General features: G+C 40.5%; 15 protein-coding genes. 11 read left to right on the forward strand and 4 right to left on the reverse strand.

What is annotated here, in order from left to right; genetic code table 11:
- Window positions 1-8: 8 nt before the first annotated feature.
- The 3 genes from AC4CUZ_RS11320 (at window position 9) to AC4CUZ_RS11330 (ending at window position 5,301) form a co-directional block, all read left to right on the forward strand.
- Window positions 9-1,397: an L-cystine transporter gene (locus AC4CUZ_RS11320; protein WP_490747595.1), complete on the forward strand. Its 1,389-nt coding sequence runs from the start codon at window positions 9-11 to the stop codon at window positions 1,395-1,397.
- Window positions 1,398-1,549: 152 nt separating this feature from the next.
- Window positions 1,550-2,377 (forward strand): PhzF family phenazine biosynthesis protein, encoded by an 828-nt coding sequence (locus AC4CUZ_RS11325; protein ID WP_490747596.1) that lies wholly within the window; start codon window positions 1,550-1,552, stop codon window positions 2,375-2,377.
- Between the two features lie 146 nt (window positions 2,378-2,523).
- Window positions 2,524-5,301 carry a M16 family metallopeptidase gene (locus AC4CUZ_RS11330; RefSeq protein ID WP_490747597.1) on the forward strand — a complete coding sequence of 926 codons (2,778 nt, stop codon included), beginning with the start codon at window positions 2,524-2,526 and terminating at the stop codon, window positions 5,299-5,301.
- 91 nt (window positions 5,302-5,392) lie between these two features.
- On the opposite strand, the gene AC4CUZ_RS11335 is transcribed toward AC4CUZ_RS11330, so the two are convergent.
- Both AC4CUZ_RS11335 and AC4CUZ_RS11340 read right to left on the reverse strand, forming a co-directional pair.
- Entirely contained in the window at window positions 5,393-6,457 is a 1,065-nt protein-coding gene (locus AC4CUZ_RS11335; protein ID WP_490747598.1) for an amidohydrolase family protein, read from the reverse strand.
- Between the two features lie 121 nt (window positions 6,458-6,578).
- Window positions 6,579-6,974 carry a DUF3144 domain-containing protein gene (locus AC4CUZ_RS11340; RefSeq protein ID WP_004696747.1) on the reverse strand — a complete coding sequence of 132 codons (396 nt, stop codon included), beginning with the start codon at window positions 6,972-6,974 and terminating at the stop codon, window positions 6,579-6,581.
- Between the two features lie 114 nt (window positions 6,975-7,088).
- On the opposite strand from AC4CUZ_RS11340, the gene AC4CUZ_RS11345 reads away from it, so the two are divergent.
- Window positions 7,089-7,721, forward strand: coding sequence for a hypothetical protein (locus tag AC4CUZ_RS11345; protein WP_178927894.1), 633 nt, complete (start codon window positions 7,089-7,091; stop codon window positions 7,719-7,721).
- 70 nt (window positions 7,722-7,791) lie between these two features.
- On the opposite strand, the gene AC4CUZ_RS11350 is transcribed toward AC4CUZ_RS11345, so the two are convergent.
- Together AC4CUZ_RS11350 and AC4CUZ_RS11355 are read right to left on the reverse strand one after the other, a co-directional pair.
- On the reverse strand, window positions 7,792-9,252 hold the full coding sequence (locus AC4CUZ_RS11350) for a CYTH and CHAD domain-containing protein (RefSeq protein WP_279690027.1): 1,461 nt from the start codon (window positions 9,250-9,252) through the stop codon (window positions 7,792-7,794).
- A 398-nt stretch (window positions 9,253-9,650) separates the two neighbouring features.
- Entirely contained in the window at window positions 9,651-11,111 is a 1,461-nt protein-coding gene (locus tag AC4CUZ_RS11355) for a CYTH domain-containing protein (protein ID WP_490747599.1), read from the reverse strand.
- A 286-nt stretch (window positions 11,112-11,397) separates the two neighbouring features.
- Here AC4CUZ_RS11355 and AC4CUZ_RS11360 point away from each other — a divergent pair, with 286 nt between their 5' ends.
- From AC4CUZ_RS11360 to AC4CUZ_RS11390, 7 genes are all read left to right on the forward strand, one after another.
- Window positions 11,398-11,781, forward strand: a complete 384-nt coding sequence (locus tag AC4CUZ_RS11360) for an Mpo1-like protein (protein ID WP_005401111.1) — start codon at window positions 11,398-11,400, stop codon at window positions 11,779-11,781.
- 518 nt (window positions 11,782-12,299) lie between these two features.
- Window positions 12,300-12,920 (forward strand): thiamine phosphate synthase, encoded by a 621-nt coding sequence (thiE, locus tag AC4CUZ_RS11365; protein WP_339400940.1) that lies wholly within the window; start codon window positions 12,300-12,302, stop codon window positions 12,918-12,920.
- 42 nt (window positions 12,921-12,962) lie between these two features.
- Window positions 12,963-14,261 carry a glutamate-1-semialdehyde 2,1-aminomutase gene (hemL, locus tag AC4CUZ_RS11370; RefSeq protein WP_490747600.1) on the forward strand — a complete coding sequence of 433 codons (1,299 nt, stop codon included), beginning with the start codon at window positions 12,963-12,965 and terminating at the stop codon, window positions 14,259-14,261.
- Window positions 14,262-14,402: 141 nt separating this feature from the next.
- Entirely contained in the window at window positions 14,403-14,921 is a 519-nt protein-coding gene (locus AC4CUZ_RS11375) for a hypothetical protein (protein ID WP_490747601.1), read from the forward strand.
- A 67-nt stretch (window positions 14,922-14,988) separates the two neighbouring features.
- Window positions 14,989-15,735 carry an IS5-like element ISAba31 family transposase gene (locus AC4CUZ_RS11380; protein ID WP_005262957.1) on the forward strand — a complete coding sequence of 249 codons (747 nt, stop codon included), beginning with the start codon at window positions 14,989-14,991 and terminating at the stop codon, window positions 15,733-15,735.
- Between the two features lie 19 nt (window positions 15,736-15,754).
- Window positions 15,755-16,090: a hypothetical protein gene (locus AC4CUZ_RS11385; RefSeq protein WP_490747602.1), complete on the forward strand. Its 336-nt coding sequence runs from the start codon at window positions 15,755-15,757 to the stop codon at window positions 16,088-16,090.
- Between the two features lie 107 nt (window positions 16,091-16,197).
- Entirely contained in the window at window positions 16,198-16,524 is a 327-nt protein-coding gene (locus tag AC4CUZ_RS11390; protein ID WP_151836738.1) for a hypothetical protein, read from the forward strand.
- Window positions 16,525-16,526: the final 2 nt, after the last annotated feature.

Here is a 16,526-nt window from a genome sequence, read left to right on the forward strand (position 1 = left end):
GAAACAATATGAATATCCCCTTAATCGTCAATGTCATCATTTTTATTGCATTGCTTTTTTTACTGGGCCGAACCCGTAAAACCGATTGGAGTTTAGCGAAGAAGGTACTGGCAGGTCTCTGTCTCGGTATTGTTTTTGGTCTCGCTTTACATGGGTTTTATGGTACGCATTCGCCTGTACTGCAAGAGTCGGTACAGTGGTTTAATTTGGTCGGTAAAGGCTATGTCAAACTACTACAAATGGTGGTGATGCCTTTGGTATTTGTTTCCATTTTAGGCGCTGTGATTAAGCTACACGATGCGGGTTCATTGGGTAAAATTAGTTTTATCAGTATTGGGACTTTGTTATTTACCACAGCGATTGCTGCATTTGTCGGTGTGGTGGTGACCAATCTGTTCGGCTTAACTGCGGCAGGTTTAGTGCAAGGGACACAAGAAACTGAACGTTTAAATACGATTCAAACTGACTATGTCGGGCAAGTGGCTGACTTGCAAGTGCCTGATTTATTTCTGTCATTTATTCCGAGCAATCCTTTTGCCGAGCTGACAGGGGCACATCCAACCTCCATTATCAGTGTAGTCATTTTTGCAGTGTTTTTAGGCATTGCAGGCTTGAACCTCATGAAAGCGGATGCTGAGAAAGGGCAAAAACTGTTGTCTGCAATTGACATCTTGCAAGCGTGGGTCATGAAGTTGGTGCGTCTAATTATGATGCTCACGCCTTATGGTGTGTTCGCACTCATGACCAATATTGTGGCCAACTCTAAAATGGCAGACATCTTAAACTTAGGTGGCTTCTTGGTTGCATCTTATATCGGTTTGGCGATTATGTTTATCGTGCACGCCGTGATTTTGGCGCTCACAGGTGTGAACCCAATTCAGTTCTTTAAAAAGGTTTGGCCTGTGCTGACCTTTGCATTTACCAGCCGTTCAAGTGCTGCCAGTATTCCTTTAAATATTGAAGCGCAAACACGACGTCTGGGTGTACCAGAGTCGATTGCCAGCTTTTCAGCATCATTTGGTACGACCATTGGGCAAAATGGCTGTGCGGGGCTGTATCCTGCGATGTTGGCCGTTATGGTTGCACCGACAGTGGGTATTAATCCGCTCGATCCACTTTGGATTTTGACTTTGGTTTGTGTCGTGACCTTGAGCTCGATTGGGGTGGCGGGTGTAGGTGGTGGAGCAACATTTGCAGCACTGATTGTCCTGCCGATGCTGGGCTTGCCTGTGACTTTGGTTGCACTGCTTATTTCAATTGAGCCTTTAATTGATATGGGGCGTACGGCTTTGAATGTGAATGGTTCTATGACCGCAGGTGTTGTGACCAGTCAAGTCTTAGGTCAAACGGATAAGCGTATTTTTGAGCAAGACAATGTGGACTTAAAAGAAGTCTAAGCTGAGAAATATATAGCTTATGAACTGAAAAGAAGCCTATCTTCATGATTAGGCTTCTTTTTATTGGGCGTGTATCCATAAATGACTAAAAACTGTATCTACTTTTTTACTCAGTTTTTTGCAAAATAAAGCTTCAATTTAGGAGAAAAACGATGAAAATGTATCAAGTCGATGCCTTTACAACTGAATTATTCAAAGGTAATCCTGCCGCTGTGATTGTGCGTGATGAATGGTTAGCATTAGATTTGATGCAGAATATTGCCTTGGAAAATAATTTGGCAGAAACGGCTTTTGTGAAAGTGATTGATGCTGAAAGCTATGAAATTCGCTGGTTCACTCCTCAGGTTGAAGTGGACTTTTGTGGGCACGCGACTTTAGCCAGTAGTTTCGTCCTGTTTCGGGATTATACCGATGCCAAACGTATCCAGTTTCATGTAAAAGACTTGGGTGTTTTTATCATTGATCAAGATGTTGACGGCAAGATTCATATGAATTTTCCAATTCGAACACCGCAAAAGTTAGAAGACTATCCTGCGGAAATTCATGAATTGGTCGATTGTGAAATTAAAGAAGTCTATTTAAACCCACAGGCTTATATTTTAGTGTGTGAGTCTGAGCAGGCCGTTAAGGATGCCAAACCGAACTTAGATAAAATTCGTCAACTGGCAGAAAAGCATAAAGTCAGTACTGCGATTACTGCTGAAAACTTGGATGTTACCCTGACTTCAACGTCTCAAGACTATGACTATATCGCGCGTTATTTTGCACCGCATAAAGGCATCAATGAAGACCCTGTGACAGGCTCCATGCATACAGGTCTTGCGCCCTTGTGGGCGGAGAAGTTGGGTAAAACCTCATTGATTGCCTATCAGGCATCGAGCCGTGGAGGATTGCTTTACTGCGATCTTCAGTCTGAAACACGGATCCAAATCTCAGGCTATGCCAAGTTATATATGACGGCTGAACTTTACTTAGATTAAGTTGTAATTCTCTTAAATTAAAACTACTGGTGAAAAATAAGCATTGATTAAAATGCTATTTTTCACCAAATTACTATAAAAATAATTTCACTTTCCTCTATGATGTTGAGAATCATTCATATTTTGTCGAATTATTTGGAAAAATAATGTTAATGCGTTTTAAAACATTGAGTTTGTCGGTATTGCTACTTGGCTTTGGGGGCACAGTATGGGCACAACCCGTATTGGTAAAATCGGAACAGAAAATTGAAGAATATAAATTAGATAACGGTTTACGTATTATTCTTGCGCCAAACGATAAAGAAAATAAAGTGTATATGAATATGGTCTATTTGACTGGTTCATTGAACGATCCCAAAGGTAAGGGCGGTTTGGCGCACCTACTGGAACATTTAGCGTTCAAGGGAACTAAAAATGTTCCAGGGGACGAGTTTCAGCGCCGTTTAGATCAGTACGGTTTAATGAATAATGCCAGCACGGACTATTATTCAACCAAATATATTAATGTGGTTCGTCCTGAACAAAATGCGATTAATGAGCTGATTCATCTTGAAGCAGAGCGTATGGACGGCTTGGTGCTCCAAGAAAAATATGTACCGTCTGAAATCGCGATTGTAAAACGCGAGCGTGAAGTCCGTATGGATCAGCCTTTTTCGGTACTCATGGATCAGATGTGGAAGTCTGCTTATGGTAATCAATATTTAGGGCGTTTACCGATTGGTGATCTAAATGAGTTACAGTCAATCAAAATGGCTGAACTGAATAAGTTTTATCGTGACTGGTATGCACCGAATAATGCGGTATTTGTCATTTCAGGTAAGTTTGACCAAGCAGCTGTACTGAAGCAGATTGATGAAAAGTTTAGTGCGATTAAAACGCGCGCTGTGCCTGCGAAAGTTAAAGTGCCTGTCTTAGATGCCAGTAAGATTAAAGATCGCCAGTTTGTGGTGAAAAAAGGCAGTAACTTTGCCAAATACAATATTTACCTGAATGGTAAAAACGAGAACATTAAGACCGCGCTGGCGGTGTCACCGTATTTATACACTATGCAGCCCAGTGGGCATTTGTACCAAAGCATTGTAGAAACGGGAACGGCGACAGCAGTTCAGTCGACCACATGGTTAGACCAAGATTTTAATATGGTGTTTATGGGCGCAGTTTATGCCCCCAACCATGATGTGAAACAAGTCGAGTCGGCTTTGGTTACTGGTGTAGAAAAAACACCAAGCTTCAACGAGGTTGAGCTCAACCGTGTGAAGAGCATGATTAAAAATGCACAAGAAAGCATGTTCAGCAGCGCAACGGCAGTCGGTGGCATGCTCAGTGACTACGTGGTTTCTGCCAATGGTGATTGGACACAATACTTTAAAGATCAGCAACAGTTACAACAGCTCAGCGTTACTGATGTGAACCAACGTTTAGATGACTTTTTAGTACCCGAGCATCGTATTTCAGGCACTATTTTACCAACCCCAGAAGATCAGAAAAAAGCACTTGAACATGCGGCAGCAGCCACGCCTACAAAAACTTTAGATCAGCAAACCGTGGCTGAAGAACCATTGAAAGATGTCAGTGCGTATAAAGCAGAAGTGGTTGGATATGTAAAAAGTTCAAAGCAATATTTAGAAAGTGCTGAAAAACAAATTCAGCGTGGCAAGTTAAAAAATGGCATGCAATATGCGCTGTACCCAAGTACTACGCGTGACGATAAGACCTATGCCACCATTTCGATTGACTTTGGTACAGCAGAAAGTTTGTTTAATAAAGCAGAGTTATTAGACCTGACTTCTTATTTACTGCTCAGAGCGTCAACTCAATATAGTTTGCAAGATATTGCTGATCACTCGATCGACGCAGGCGGTGGTGCAAGTGCAGCAAGTAATGGTAACGGCATCAATATCTCAATCGTGGCGAAGAAAGAAAAGTTTGATGAATTTTTTAACTTCGTGATCGATGTACTTAAAAATCCAACTTTTGAACAAAGCCAGTTTGATTTGATTAAGTCACAAAGCTTAGCAAGTCTAGATCGACCGTATACTGAGCCTGAAACTGTAGCGGCTTTAACCATTGCTCGGTTACTTGAAACTTATCCAATTGGGGATATTCGACATCACTTCGAGCCTGAATATGTCAAGAAGCAGTATCAGGCCGCAACACAAGCTCAGGTTAAACAGCTGTATCAGCAGTTTTTTGCGATGAATCATGCACAAATTTCGGTAACGGGCGTGATTGATACGAAAAAGATGAAAAAGACTTTAAATCAGGCTTTTGCAAACTGGAATTCGGCAGCGCCTTATCAGCGAATTACTTCTGACTTTACTGCATATAAAGCGCAGCGTGTACATGCACTGTCAGAGCAGCGTGAGTTTGGTAGCTATCAGAGCATTATGACGTTCCCCGTGGGCACATACCACCCAGATGCACCAGCCTTACAGGTACTCGAGCACATTTTAGGTGAGTCGCAATTATCTTCTCGTTTGGCGCAAGAGCTACGTGAAAAGAATGCCTTGGTCTATGGTTTTGGCAGCAGCATTTCGCTGGATGACTGGACGGAGTCAGGAGCGCTGACGATTGATGCAAACTATAGCGCAGGTAAATCGGCTCAAGTGTCTCAGGCGGTCTATAAAGTGTTGAATGAGTTACTGGCAAAAGGCGTTACTGAACAGGAAGTGGAAGCTGCCAAGGCCGATATTTTGAAAAAGCGTGTGACTGCACTTGAAGATAGTCGCAATATCCATCGCATGCTGATTCCTCAAATGAAACGTAATCGTACTTTACTGGATCGTGAGCAGCGTGATTTAGCATTGGCAAAAATTGGCAAAGCCGATGTTGATGCGGTGATTCAGAAGTATATTAAGCTGGATCAGTTGGTTGAAGTGATGGCTGACCAATATGGCAAAGCTCAACCAGCGCTGAAAAATTAAAGATTTCAGTTTTCATTTAAAAAGAACCCCTCAAAATTGAGGGGTTCTTTGTATCATAGGTTTTATAAAATAGTTTTCTTATTTTTTTTAATTAAAGCCGATAAAACTGTTTGGCATTGTGATGGAATACGCGCTCTAAAGCATCAGGCTCATAGGCAGCGACGACATCGCTAAAGGCATCGATAATATTCACCAACGATGTACTGACCGAATCCATAGGAAAGTTCGAGGCAAACATTACCCGATAGGTTCCAAAACAGGCAAGGGCATGTGTAATCATGGGATGTGCAAGGTCAAAGACTTCTTGTTTGGAAGCCAGTCGACCTTCTTTATGAAAGCGATGTCCTAATACAGGCATGAAGAGCCCTGACATTTTGGTATAGACATTTGGACAACTGGCGAGTTCTGCTAAGTCGTCCTTCCAACGGAAGAAAATATTTTCCCGCGCCGTTTGTGTTATCCCTGTATTTGCACCAATTGGACCAAATAAACCTGCGGGTGTACCTAGATGGTCTAGCACAATGGAAGTTTCAGGGAACTGCTTGGCCAGATAAATCACATCTTCAAGCTGTGTGGAATAAACCCAAGCATCAAAACTCAAGTTGTATTGGGACAGCACTTCGAAGCCTTTGAGAAATTTTTTATTGCGATATAAGTGTGGCTCATCTGTCCACGAATGGATTGCTTTGTCTTCATGAAAAGACGCCATTTTACGAATACCACGAAAGTGTGGTGAAGCTTTATGGTGTAATTTTAGGATTTTTTTAAAGTTACGATCACGTGGGTCAGCTGTTGCGACAATGCCACCCAATTTGACCGTATCTGCCCCAAAAGCTAAAGACTCGATAAACTGAGTTTCCTCAACCACACCTTTACCTTTGCTGTGATGCCAACTGGCTTCAACATGTACCACTTGCTCTACTGTGTATGGGCCAGTATCGAGTTTATAGTCTTGGGGCAAATAAGGACGTGTGATATGACGGGTTAGGCCTAGGGTTTCAATCAGATCTTTAGGTTTCACCAAACGAACCATTTTGTCCAAAAGCTTAGGATGCTTACCCAATAATTTGACTGCCAAAGCCGCTGCATGTGGCGTGTTATAGGGGTCCCACTGATGGATGTGCGGATCGATGAGTGCAAAGTCCAAATGCTGCATGTTCTTCCCTAAGTCATATTCCTTAGCGATTACCTTACTGTAAATTGAGGTGTTGCAACATTGTATTTCGTTTCAAATACGACGAAATAAAAAAAGCCTGCGCAAGGCAGGCTTGGATTGATCAGTGATCGTGTTTGTGGTCATGCTTGTTGGCATGAAATTCTTCGTTATGACGGAAACGAAGGTAGTTTTCAAACTGTTCACAATATTCGTCATAGTTGTCTTCAAGCATCATTTGGAACTGTTGCAAAATATAAGACATCACTTGCTCTTTGGCATCACGCATTTCATCGCCATCTTTAAAGTTGTTGGCTGCCACCCACGTGTTAAAACGGGCTGTACCAAACAACATCGCAGCACTCACTTGGCCACGTATTTCAGCAGGTTTCACTTGTGAACCTTTTTCAGTGCGACAAAAATCGTTGGCTTGCTTAATAAATTCATCTGCACGTTCAAAAAAAGCAGCATTCAACGCTTCTTCTTCGGTTACATCTGTTGCTTCAATCTTCTGAACCATGAACTTGTCCTAAAATACATAAATAACTCAGACTGCATTATAGGCAAAGCCTTGCAGAAACTAAACCTTTGCCTTAATCTAAAAATAGCCTAAGCAATAAAATAGAGAATATCCATGCAAGACGCGATTGCGGTACAAAGTTTAAAAAGTGATATTGCTTTATTGCGTCAAAACATTTGGCCACCACAAAATTTAGCCAATGTCGAAGGCTTACCGATCTACTATGGCACGAAAGCGGAAGTTGAGGACTACTACCGTCAGTGGATGGGTTTGATTGAGCGGGCACAAGACTTGTTCCAACCTTTTATGGAAGATGAAGTGTTGGATGCAATTCATTTACCTAGTCATTTGAACTTACCGCTGTTTTATTTTCACGTCGATCGTATTCGGATTAATAAAACCCGCGCCAAAGAATCTAAAAGTTTTCGCGGTATTGCAAGCTTAATCGAAAAATGTGGGCAGTTTGAGCCAGAGCAAGTCCAAGCCATGCGCGCTTGGTTGGACAGCGATGATAACGCCGCCTTGGTTGCGCATAGGGAATTTATTGACCTCAGAACCTATGTGTTTCAGCATGGGCAGAGTGAATATACCCGTACCCGATTTTATGTAAATGGTATCGTGTTAAGTACCGAAGCACACTTTGAATTGGTCGATGCACGAGACAAACCACGTAAGCAGCGCAGTGATAGCTATAACGCCCCCTTAGCAGATAACAATACGTGGAAGGTGTACGGAAAGTATCGTTAACTTAGGTGTAGACAGGGAATTCACCTATAGAAGAACTTTTCGCTGCTGATCTATATTTTAATTTAAAAGACTATTTCAGCTTTTTGGTTTGACTGAACAGCATCAGCTGTTGTTCAACCAATTTCAGCATTCTATTTTTTTCCGCGGCGATCCATCCTGTGGCAAAACTATAAGCAGCTTCTGGTTCAGGGGCTTGTTGAAATAAGGCATCTGCAACCACCAAATCATTATAGTGCCCTAGGCTTTCCTGAACTGCTTTGAGTTTTTTTAAATAGGTTTTTAATGCTTTTACATCGAGTAAAGACGTCACAAACTCAATGCTATAACGCAGTTGTTTGACTTGTTTACGAATACGGTGTTTTTCCTCATCTTCAAGCTGGCTAAAGTGCTCGGCATGTGCACATATTTTATCGTGTAAAGCATGTATAACTTTGAGTGCATGCTTTTTCAGTTTGGCTTTTGAAGGCGAATCTAGTTCTTGCTCTGTAAATAAAATTAATTCAAGCCAAAGTTGCGTCGTTTCTGCTCGTTGGAATAGGGCGCAGACATCAGTGATGGCTTCTGTATTTGGAGCAAGATGGTCTAAAGGATAACCTGCCTCAATCAGTTGAGGGAGTAAGTCTTCGTTTAGCGCATCGATGTCACGTGTTCCACCTAAGGCTTGAAAAATAGTGGTGAGTTCCTTTTTCCAGTGTGGTTGAATGTCCTCCGACCATGCAGCAAAACTTTTCAGTGCGGTACGCAAGCGGCGGATTGCCACGCGGGCCTGATGCACATGCTCAGTGGAGTACTGCTGTCGAGCAATTGAACTGGCATTCGGAAGTAAGTGCTGTAAGCAATTGGCCACTATGCTTTGTAGCGCTTCAGTTTCTCTTGAGCTTCTGTTCAGTAGAAGAAGTGTTTGATACTGTGCAGGAAAGCAACTTTGCTGACGAACAGCTAGAAGGCCATAGTCTGACTTGCTATGTGTGTCGAGACTCAGTTGGTATTTTTGAACCCAAGGTCGTATAAATGCGATCAAATCCTCTGTTGATCCTTGTTTTAATTCAAATTCGATCTCGAAAATATCAACACTGTTTTGTTCTTTAAAAATTTTGCCAATATCGAGAGCAATTTCAACTGTACTGCTTTCAATATTTTGCAAAACGCGTAAACGTTGGATATTGGTTTCAAAGAGCAATTCAAGGGTTGGAAGTGGAAGCCCCAAAGCGCGTTTTAATTTTTTGTAGATAGCGGAATAATCTTTATAGTTCTCTAAGTCGAGTGTAGTCGTCTCAGGTGGCGCTATATCAAATTCAAGTTCAAAGCGACTCAATGCTTTTGCGCTGTTCACTGCTTTGAAGGTTTGTTTCCATGCATCATTTTCCAGACGCCGTCGAATCTCGATGCAATGCTTAGCAAGCGTTTGATCGACTGTATCAAAGTATTGGGCTGCCAAATGAATCGGCTCAGCCTTGAGCAGTGTAAAGGCTTTTTGCAAGGCCTTACGCTTCTTAACTGGAACTTGAAACTTAAATTCAATCTCTTGCATAGCCCTGACTCATGACAATCTACGTTTTACTATATGCTAAATTGAGCAAAAAAAGACCAGTTTTGAATAGGTATAAGCTAAAAGAGCAGAAATAGTGGGCTAGATGTCACTTTTAAAATAAGATCGTGGTTGAGAAACATGCAGGGTTAATAAGTATGGATTGTCGCCGTGAAGTGACTATAACTCGACGTTAAGTAGGGGTGCATAGCTATATCTTCTTAAAGATGAAAAGTGATAGAAAGCCTGTATTGTTCTGATAATGTTTTTTTATCACAGATAAATTGGTGACATCCATGCCACCAACCACGATTGTCTATCGTGGTTTTGGGGCTTATCAAGCCTCATGGAGAGTCGATAGCAGTCATGTATTTAACATGACTGCTATGGGATACAGAGCGTTATTTTAAGAATTTACGGCTAACTAAGAACTGTTCTGTCGCTTCTAAAAGTTTATCGGCATAAACTTCAAGCTTTGCCGTGAGCCAACCCAAAACAAACCAATCACTGGCTTCAAGTTCGGTCTGTTGAATGTATGTAGCTGAAGTCGCCAAGATTTGATATTCATGTGCGGCTTGTTGGGCATCATTTAACGCTTTACTGTATTTCTGCAAATTTTTCACATCATAAATGGATGTTAAAATAGGAAAGCTAAACTTCAATTCCTTAATTTTCTGTGCCAATACATCTAAGCTTTCAAAGTGGCTAATATCCGCAGCATTTAAGCTTTCTTGTAGCTGTCGATATTGGTTTTGCAGGGTGTTATGTGCATAGGTTTTTAAATCCTGCTTTTGTACCAAATCATGTGAACTTAAACTAAAAGTCAATAATTCAAGATAATGATGCACGTTCTGCGTCGATTTAACTAAATTTCCAAGCTTTTCTTGAGCATATAAAATGTCTTTGGCAAGATTTTCAGTAGTGGTTGGGTTTTGAAGAAAAGCGCCTAGGGTACTTTGCATATGCTGCAAATGTTGTAAATGATCAAACTGATGCTTAAATGCAGCAAGTTGCATCGCCCATTTATCAGAAATATTGCTATTCCAGTCTTTAAACAAAGCCAAGGTTAGTTGTAAGTGCTCTAAAGCGGTTTGAGCCTGGTCAATATGGCTTTGCTCAGCAACACCTGCTGAAATTGCAGCAATATTTGGCAGTAAATGTTGCATTTGCTGACCAATCAACAAACTCAGGTTATGTGCAGCACTTTCTTTTTTCGATAAGACAAACTCTTTTTCAAAACGTGCTGGACTTACGGTTTGCTCAAGTGCCAGTAGATTACCCATTTCGGCTTTGCTGCGGACATCTAACCACAGTTGATACTTCTTCACCCATTCAAAACTAAAAGCCAAAAGTGACTGAACAGAGCCTGATTTGAGTTCGAATTCTACCTCATGGATGGTCTGTTCTCGACCAGATGCACGAACCACTCCAACATCCAAACAGACTTCAATTTCAGCGTCTTCAAATTCAATGACGCGATAGGTACGTTGGATGTCCGTTTCAAATGTGAGCTTTAACGCAGCTGCATCTGAGCCTAAAGCTTGGGTTAAAATTTGCTGAGCCTCTGGAATAGCGTCATAAATGCTTAAGTCCAGTACAGGAGATGACTCTAACTCACCCAAATTATGATTATGTTCAAAACGGTGTAAATGACTTTTACCTGCGGCTTTGAGGGTTTGAATCCAGCAAGTACCTTCAAGACGCTGACGCAAAGCTGCGCCGTGTTGGGCCAAGAGGCGATCAGGCGTGTCAAAATACTTGGCTTGAAGTTGAATCGTTTCAGATTTTTTAGGATCTAAAGTTTTAAGAAGGGCGGTACGTCGTGTTTCGCTAATCTGAAATTTTAATTCAATTTCAACCATGAAAAATTCCTAATTTGAGGGGCTAGGTCAGTGCCAAGCCTTTATGTATTTAGATGCATGATCTGTAGTTTGTTTTTATGTGCGCTAAAGGCACACCAATGGACCACTGGATTGTAGCGAAAAAGAGACAGTATGTAAGACTTGACGACACAATAAAACAAAGTTGCAGTGCGAGATTGATCAAAAAACAATTCTGTTTTTAGTGGACGCGCTCCAAGAGGCGATTGCACTTTGCAGATTGCATATTTTCAGTTATGTTGATAGAAAAACATCAGGATGATGACAGATGAATGCTCAGGTTGAACCGAAACAGGAACACGACGCTGAACCTAATTTTCAATTGCCGATTAAGGACTATCACCAGTTTTATCGTTTTTATTTAACAGAGCACCGCAACATCATGAGTCGTCGGCTACATGTCGCGGGCAGTTCGATTGGACTGTACTTTTTCTCTAAAGCCATACTTAAACGCAAGCCGCGTTATTTTATATACGGCTTAGTCTCTGGCTATGCCTGTGCGTGGGTAGGTCATTTTGTTTTTGAAAAAAATAAGCCAGCTAGTTTTAAACAGCCTTTGTATAGTTTTATTTCTGACTGGCGCATGTTTTCCGATGTTTTACGTGGAAATTTAAGCTTACAAGATCGTGCTTTGGATAAAATTCCAAGTTAGTGAAGCACTTTGTGACGTCATCATGAAAGTTTTATTAAAATCTTGAAATTAACAGTTGCAAAGTATGAGTTAATGTTCTAATAATGTGGTCGTTGATTATATTTTCATCAAATAATATATAAGTGCTTTGAACTTTAAAGTGCTTTTAGTTTTCCAAGCCTAGAGCGACCTTCTCTAGGCTTTTTTTATGTGGATTTTAAATAAAATATGCGGCTTTTTAGCTTTTATGATGTTATTTCAACATCACTGGTTTAAAAAGCTAAAAAGCCGTATCAGATCGCTGCGTGTCTCTTATTCTTGTTATAAAGTTGTTATTTTTATTTTATTCTTGTTGCTTTCTGTATCCATTAAACTGCGAAAGCGGTGGGGCGACTATCACTGAAAATAGGTATTTTTATATAGCTTGGGCTTGGTCGCGGGATTTTTGTACAAAGCAACGCATTTTCAGTTCCAATTCATTAAAGCATCAGTCGCCTTTAGCTTTATAATAGAATGACATAACCCAAAGGTAGAGTTAAATGCGCGGTTTATATTTAATTACAAATGATGATCCTTTAGAGCTACTTTTGGCTAAATTAGAAGGTGCAATGGCAACACGTGAAGTTGCCATTTTGCAGTATCGCCGTAAAAAAGTACCCAAAGAAGAACAGGCTTACGAAGTCGAGTATATGAAAGCGATGTGCGCTGAGTATCGTGTTCCTTTTGTGATCAACGATGACTTAGAAATGGCAGTGAAATACGGTGTTGGCGTGCATTTAGGGCAAGGTGATGGTGAAGTTGCCGAAGCTGTCGCACGTCTGCCAAAAGATGCGGTGATTGGTCGTACGTGTTTGAACTCGATTGAGCTGGCAGAGAAAGCTATTGCTGAAGGTGCAACATACGTGGCTTTTGGTGCAATTTACGCAACTGAGACCAAGCCAGAAGCAGGCAATATTGGCTTGCAGACTTTAAAGGAAGCCAAAGCCAAATTGAATGTGCCGATTTGTGCGATTGGTGGTTTAACAGTTGAAAATTCAGGTGAAGTGATCGAAGCCGGTGCCGACCTTTGCGCGGTGATTAGTGATATATTAGGGCTATCAATGTCTGCGATTCCTGATCGTATAGAACAGTGGGCTGATTTATTTGCATCTAAAGCTTAAGCGTTTTTAGATGTTTTTTTATTTTTTGAGTTGAGTAACTTCATGAGCTTATCTCCAAAGCAAGAACAATTGTTTAAACAAGCAAGCAAACATATTCCGGGTGGTGTGAACTCACCTGTACGTGCATTTAATAGCGTAGGCGGAACGCCTGTCTTTATTGAAAAGGCGCAAGGTGCATACTTGTACGATGTGGATGGTAAGCGCTATGTAGACTATGTGGGCTCATGGGGACCAATGATTTTAGGTCATGCTCATCCTGAAATTATTAAAGCAGTTCAAAATGCTGCAGTGGATGGTTTAAGTTTCGGTGCACCCACCGTACATGAAACAACTTTAGCTGACATTATTTGCGAAATTATGCCGTCAATTGAGCTGGTTCGTATGACCAACTCAGGTACTGAAGCAACCATGACAGCCATTCGTCTTGCGCGTGGTTATACAGGTCGTGACAAGATTGTAAAATTTGAAGGCTGTTACCACGGTCACTCAGATTCACTGTTGGTCAAGGCAGGCTCTGGTTTGTTAACCAGCGGCGAAGGCGAAGCAACTTCAGCAGGTGTTCCTGCCGACTTTGCCAAACACACACTGACTCTTCCATATAACGATATTGCTACTTTAAAAGAGTGCTTTGCTAAGTTTGGTTCAGAGATTGCAGGCGTGATTGTGGAGCCTGTGGCAGGGAACATGAACCTAGTCAAACCAATCGACGGATTCTTACAAGCGATTCGTGATGTATGTGATGAACATGGTTCTGTTTTTATCATTGATGAAGTGATGACTGGTTTCCGTGTTGGATTGGGTGGTGCGCAAGCTCACTATGGCGTGACTCCTGATTTAACCACCTTGGGTAAAATTATTGGTGCAGGCTTACCCGTTGGTGCTTTTGGTGGGAAAAGAGAAGTGATGGAGTGTATTGCTCCACTGGGTAAAGTTTACCAAGCTGGAACACTGTCGGGGAATCCACTTGCAATGCGTGCAGGGATTGAGATGTTTAAACACCTGCGCCAAGATGGTTTCTATGAAAAATTGACAGCGCAGCTAGAAAAACTTCTTGTAGGTTTACAAGCCGCAGCTGATGAAGCTGGTATTGCTTTTAAAACACAACAAGTAGGCGGTATGTTTGGTTTGTACTTTACCGATCAAGAAGACATTACCAGCTTCGACTCGATGCTGAAGTGTGATATCGATGCATTCCGTAAGTTCTTCCACGGTATGTTAGACCGTGGTGTGAACCTTGCACCCTCCGCATTTGAAGCTGGCTTTATTTCAGCTGCTCACTCTGATGAAGATATAGAATTTACGCTGCAAGCAGCGAAAGAAGTTTTAGCAAGCATGAAGTAAGTATTTGTCCTTGCTAAAAAGCCCATCTCATTTGATGGGCTTTTTTATGATGGGTATTTTGAATAAAAAATACTATATCTCAAATACTTTGTGTTAATTTTAGGAGTGCATGAAAAAATGAATAATTAAATAAGATGACTTATGATTTTAAATTTTCTTCGAAAGCCTATTCAGCTAAAACATTTTTTGATCTTTATACTATTGTCACCAATCATTATCGTTATTTTGAGTGTTATTGTTAGTGTATTAGAACCAAGTGATATACCGAGCTTAAAAGAAAAACCTTATGAGTGCGGAAGTTTTGGCGATCAGAAAATGCGTATTGATCGACGATATTTATTTTTTGCAAGAGTTGAATATCAAGATGTAAACTATTGGGGCAAAGGTCACAAACGAGTTCATGACACCAAAGGATGTGATGATCAAATCCAAAGTGCCTCATTTAATGTGAAATGGCCTGAGATGCTACCTTCTAAAAATGGATTTCAACTTTCTTCAAATAAGCTAAATGGCATCACATTTTCTATTCATCAACGCACAATTTGGACTGGTAGGCAAGAAGACAAAGATTTTTTTAACTCTGTTCCAGTTCTGAAACTGTATTTAAGTCCAGATGGTGCTGACATGGAAATTAACGATGAAGAGATTAGGGTGTGTTGACACTTTTAGCTTAAAAAAATAGCGAAGTAGTAAAATCAAATCGCCAAACCCAATTTTACTATTCGCTATGCCTCGTACCATGCTGACAGATCAACACTGGCAAAAGTTGAAAGTTATTCTGCGTAATTTATCCATTCACCACAACTCAAATTTACGCAATTTTATTGAAGCTATTCTCTATAGAATTAGAACAGGCTGTCCGTGGCGAGATATTCCTTCTTGTTTTGGTCATTCAAACTCTATTTTCAAACGTTTTAATCGTTGGTCAAGCAGCGGTAAGTTACTTAGATTATTCAAATTACTAGCCTCATGCCCCGATATGGAGTGGATTTTTATTGATGGCTCTCATGTACGTGCTCATCAACATTCTGCCGGCATAGCGAATCAATCTATTTCTAAAAGTGTAGGAGGAAACTCCTCAAAAATACATTTGATTGTTGATGCACATGGCAATCCTATTGATTTCATGATTACCGATGGAACCACACATGATGTTAAAGTTGCACCTGATTTAATATCAACATTAGATTTAAAAGAGACAAAAGTGGTATGTGCAGATAAAGGCTATGATTCAGAACCACTGCGTGAACAGATCAGGAAAACAGGGACTAAAGCGAATATACCAAAGAAAACAAATAGCCAATCGAACAATGACCATATGGACTGGTATTTATATAAAATCAGGCATTTAGTTGAAAATATGTTTTGTAGATTAAAGCAATTTAGAGGAATAGCTACTCGATATGACAAGCTCAAAAGAAATTATCAAAGTTCTGTTGCTTTAGCCTGTATATTTTTATGGCTACCTTTATAGGGCTAATTATGAACAGTAAATGTCAACAGACCCTAATAAAAATAAAGTATTTAATCCAGATCTAGGTCTTTATGAAATAAGTTTTGACAGAGTTGGAAATGTCGCAAAAAAGGTTTTTTGGCAAGAGAAAAAGGGGAAAGGAGTCAGTTTAGTAATTAAATGTCTTTATTTTAAGACTGGCGAAAGTGATTGTAAGTTAAGTAGTCATGTGCCAGATTATGGATTTAATACAAGTTATTTAAATGTTTATTTTCATGCTGAATTACTTCCACATTGGGAAAAAATTCAGCGTGATTCTTTAAAATTATTTAATTCTTTTCAGATAGAAGAAAATAAAGTAAATGCTTCCAAGTAAGAATATTGAAGTAGCATAAGAACTATTGAGTACTAAGAAAATGCGATATAACGCAATCAAGCCTAAAATTTAAAGACTTCGAATAATGGTAAAAGTGGGGAGGAAGAATGGATAAATACTTACTAGTGGCCTTGGTGGTTGGTGCATGCATATTGCTGGTGATTTACACCCAACTTGCACCATCAGGTGGACAGAAAAATTTTAAGCAAATCGTACAGCAGGCATTTAGTCGTTATAAAGTGATCGAAAAAAACTACACCATTATGATTTGTGAGATCAACCATCGCAATGAGCCAGAAGAATTGGTCTTTATACGTATCGATCCTGCTCAAAAGAAAAATTTACGCATTTCGGGAAGAATGCTGATAGCAACTTATCCCAAAGCACCATCGGTACGTGAAATGCGTAAAGACTTTAAAGACTATGTCACTTAACA

The organism is Acinetobacter sp. 789_lipA (assembly GCF_058242845.1).

Bases quoted from the DNA above. Each gene is read 5' to 3' on its own strand.
- AC4CUZ_RS11325 (WP_490747596.1), top strand. From the start codon at position 1,550: ATGAAAATGTATCAAGTCGATGCCTTTACAACTGAATTATTCAAAGGT.
- AC4CUZ_RS11360 (WP_005401111.1), top strand. From the start codon at position 11,398: ATGAATGCTCAGGTTGAACCGAAACAGGAACACGACGCTGAACCTAAT.
- AC4CUZ_RS11335 (WP_490747598.1), bottom strand. From the start codon at position 6,457: ATGCAGCATTTGGACTTTGCACTCATCGATCCGCACATCCATCAGTGG.
- AC4CUZ_RS11330 (WP_490747597.1), top strand. From the start codon at position 2,524: ATGTTAATGCGTTTTAAAACATTGAGTTTGTCGGTATTGCTACTTGGC.
- AC4CUZ_RS11320 (WP_490747595.1), top strand. From the start codon at position 9: ATGAATATCCCCTTAATCGTCAATGTCATCATTTTTATTGCATTGCTT.
- AC4CUZ_RS11385 (WP_490747602.1), top strand. From the start codon at position 15,755: ATGTCAACAGACCCTAATAAAAATAAAGTATTTAATCCAGATCTAGGT.
- AC4CUZ_RS11355 (WP_490747599.1), bottom strand. From the start codon at position 11,111: ATGGTTGAAATTGAATTAAAATTTCAGATTAGCGAAACACGACGTACC.
- AC4CUZ_RS11390 (WP_151836738.1), top strand. From the start codon at position 16,198: ATGGATAAATACTTACTAGTGGCCTTGGTGGTTGGTGCATGCATATTG.
- AC4CUZ_RS11380 (WP_005262957.1), top strand. From the start codon at position 14,989: ATGCCTCGTACCATGCTGACAGATCAACACTGGCAAAAGTTGAAAGTT.
- AC4CUZ_RS11375 (WP_490747601.1), top strand. From the start codon at position 14,403: ATGATTTTAAATTTTCTTCGAAAGCCTATTCAGCTAAAACATTTTTTG.
- thiE (WP_339400940.1), top strand. From the start codon at position 12,300: ATGCGCGGTTTATATTTAATTACAAATGATGATCCTTTAGAGCTACTT.
- AC4CUZ_RS11350 (WP_279690027.1), bottom strand. From the start codon at position 9,252: ATGCAAGAGATTGAATTTAAGTTTCAAGTTCCAGTTAAGAAGCGTAAG.
- hemL (WP_490747600.1), top strand. From the start codon at position 12,963: ATGAGCTTATCTCCAAAGCAAGAACAATTGTTTAAACAAGCAAGCAAA.
- AC4CUZ_RS11345 (WP_178927894.1), top strand. From the start codon at position 7,089: ATGCAAGACGCGATTGCGGTACAAAGTTTAAAAAGTGATATTGCTTTA.
- AC4CUZ_RS11340 (WP_004696747.1), bottom strand. From the start codon at position 6,974: ATGGTTCAGAAGATTGAAGCAACAGATGTAACCGAAGAAGAAGCGTTG.